The 2505-nt window shown below is 74.3% G+C and carries 1 protein-coding gene and 1 pseudogene; both read left to right on the plus strand.

Annotated features, from left to right (window positions below; genetic code table 11):
* Positions 1–254: 254 nt before the first annotated feature.
* On the plus strand, positions 255–2210 hold the full coding sequence (locus tag FV227_RS28375; protein WP_147860460.1) for an EAL domain-containing protein: 1956 nt from the start codon (positions 255–257) through the stop codon (positions 2208–2210).
* 94 nt (positions 2211–2304) lie between these two features.
* Positions 2305–2505 (plus strand): annotated as a pseudogene (locus FV227_RS28380) (class I SAM-dependent methyltransferase); the annotation flags it as partial.

A 2505-nucleotide genomic window follows, 5' to 3' on the forward strand; every position in this document is an offset into this window, starting at 1 on the left:
GCCGGGGGCCGGCCCCGGCGGGTTCGGCGGGCCGGGCGGCGGCCCCCGGCGCTGATGTCGCACGCGCGCCGTCCGGCGCTCGCCGGGCCGCGTGCTTAAGCGATCCTTCACCGCTCCGGCGTCAGTCGAAGAAACGCCTGCAGGTTGGATGCGACGTGCCTGACCCCTTGAACGACCGGCCCCGTTCGGTTCCGAGCCCGTCGGACCTCGACCGCCTGATCCGGCGGGATCAGCTCGCGGCCCTGCGCCTGAGCATGTCGACCGCCATCCCGATCAACATGGCCCTCGGCCTGGTCGGCATGATCGTGGCGATCCATGCCGGGCAGGGCGCCGTCGGCGCGACCTGGTTCGCGGCCTCGACGGCGGCCAACCTGCTGCGCCTCGCCCTGTGCCGCGTACCCTGCGCCGCGCTATCGCCGCGGACGGCGCTGTCGGCGGAGGCCGCCGCCCGCTCGGTCGACCGGCACCTGCGCCTGGTCTGGATGGCGGCCTGGCTGTCGGGCCTGGTCTGGGCGTTCCTTCCGGCGCTGTGCGCCGGCTGCACCGCGGCGCAGACGGTGTTCTACCTGACGTTGACATGCGGCACGACCGCCGGCGCGGTCACCTACGGCACCGCCTTCGCCCGCATGCCGATCGGCTTCTTCACCCCGCCGCTGCTCTCGTTTGCCGGATGCCTGCTCGTGGCCGGCGGCTTCGACCGGATCTGCCTCGCCGCGACGGTGCTGCTCTACCTCGCCGCGATGATCCGCGGCGCGTTCCTGTGCGAGGCGGGTTTTCGCGAGGCGAGCCGGCTGAAGAACGAGGCCAGCGCCCTCGCGCAGTCGCGCATGGAGGCCCATGCCAGCGCCAGCGCGCTCGCCCTCGAGATGGCGCGGCGGGCGACCCACGACGACCTCACCGGCCTCCTGAACCGCGCCGGCTTCCAGCAGGATGCCGACGCCGCCTTGCGCGGTGATGGAGCCTTGCGCGGTGAGGCGGCCTTGCGCGACGACGCGGCGGTCGAGCCCGTCGCGCATTGCCTGATGCTGCTCGACCTCGACGGCTTCAAATCCGTCAACGACGTCCACGGCCACACCATGGGCGACCGGGTCCTGGCCGAGGTGGCGCGAAGGATGGCCGCCGCCCTGCCGCCGGGCAGCCTCGCCGCCCGGCTCGGCGGCGACGAGTTCGCCGTGCTCTACGCGCCGGCGCCGGCGGGGATCGCGCAGGACGTGCTCGCCGCCCGCCTGATCGGCGCGGTCGCCGAGCCGTTCGAATCCCTCGACGCCGGCCGGCTCGGCATCAGCATCGGCATCCACCAGGGCGACGCCGGCAGCCTGACGCATCGCCTGAGCTGCGCCGACGAGGCGCTCTACGCGGCCAAGGGCGCCGGCCGGAACCGCGCCCGCCTGTTCGACGAATGCCTGCGCGACCGGATGGAGACGCGGCGCGACAGCGAGCGCGACCTGTCGCAGGCGCTCGCCGAGGGCGTGGTGACGGTGTGCTTCCAGCCGATCTTCGGGCGGGACGGGCGCACCCTGGTGAGCCTGGAGGCGCTGGTGCGCTGGAACCACCCGCGCCACGGCTGGATCCCGCCGGCCGACGTCGTGGCGGCGGCGGCGACGGCCGGCCTCACCGAGTCGCTGCTGCGCGCCATCCTCGAGCAGGCCTGCGCGATGGTGGCGACACTGTGCCGGCACGGGCTGGAGACGGTCCAGGTCGCGCTCAACGTCTCGCCCCGCGAGATGGCGCAGATCGCCGTCGACGAGATCGTGCTCGGCCGTCTGGCCGCCCTCGGCCTGCCGCCGCGGATGCTGGAGATCGAGATCACCGAGGAGACCGCCCTCGACATCGGCGCGGTGCAGGCCAAGCTCACGGCGCTGGCCGAGGCCGGCATCCGCGTGACGCTGGACGATTTCGGGATCGGCTACTCCTCCCTCGCCTCCCTGCGCCAGCTCCAGGCCCACCGCATCAAGATCGACCGCAGCTTCGTCACCGGGCTGACCGGCTCGGACGACAAGTGCGGGCTGGTCCAGGCCGTGCTCGCGCTCGGGCGCTGGCTCGACATCGAGGTGGTCGCCGAGGGCGTCGAGACCGCCGACGACCTCGCCACGCTGCAGGCGTTCGGCTGCTCCCTGTTCCAGGGCTACCATCTCGGCCGGCCGATGTCGGCCGAGGCCGTGGCGGACCTGCTGGCGTCGCAGGCGGGGGCGCGGATGGCCGCGGCCTGAAACCGGCCAAACGCGCCGGCGTCGCCGCGCCCCGCTGACGGCGGCCGCCCGGCATGCAAGATGCCGCCCGGATCGCCGAGCGACGGAGCAGGCCATGACAGCGACGATGACCCAGGCCGAATACTGGAACGGCGCGGTCGGCCAGCGCTGGGCGCGCAGCCAGGGCGTGCTCGACGCGGTGTTCGCGCCGCTGACCGAGGCGCTGCTCGCCGCCGCCGACCTGCGGCCGGGCGACGGGGTGCTCGACGTCGGCTGCGGCTCCGGCGCGACGGCGCTGAGCGCGGCCGAGGCGGTG

This window comes from Methylobacterium sp. WL119 (assembly GCF_008039875.1).
Classification (GTDB): Bacteria; Pseudomonadota; Alphaproteobacteria; order Rhizobiales; family Beijerinckiaceae; genus Methylobacterium.

Bases quoted from the DNA above. Each gene is read 5' to 3' on its own strand.
- FV227_RS28375 (WP_147860460.1), top strand. From the start codon at position 255: ATGTCGACCGCCATCCCGATCAACATGGCCCTCGGCCTGGTCGGCATG.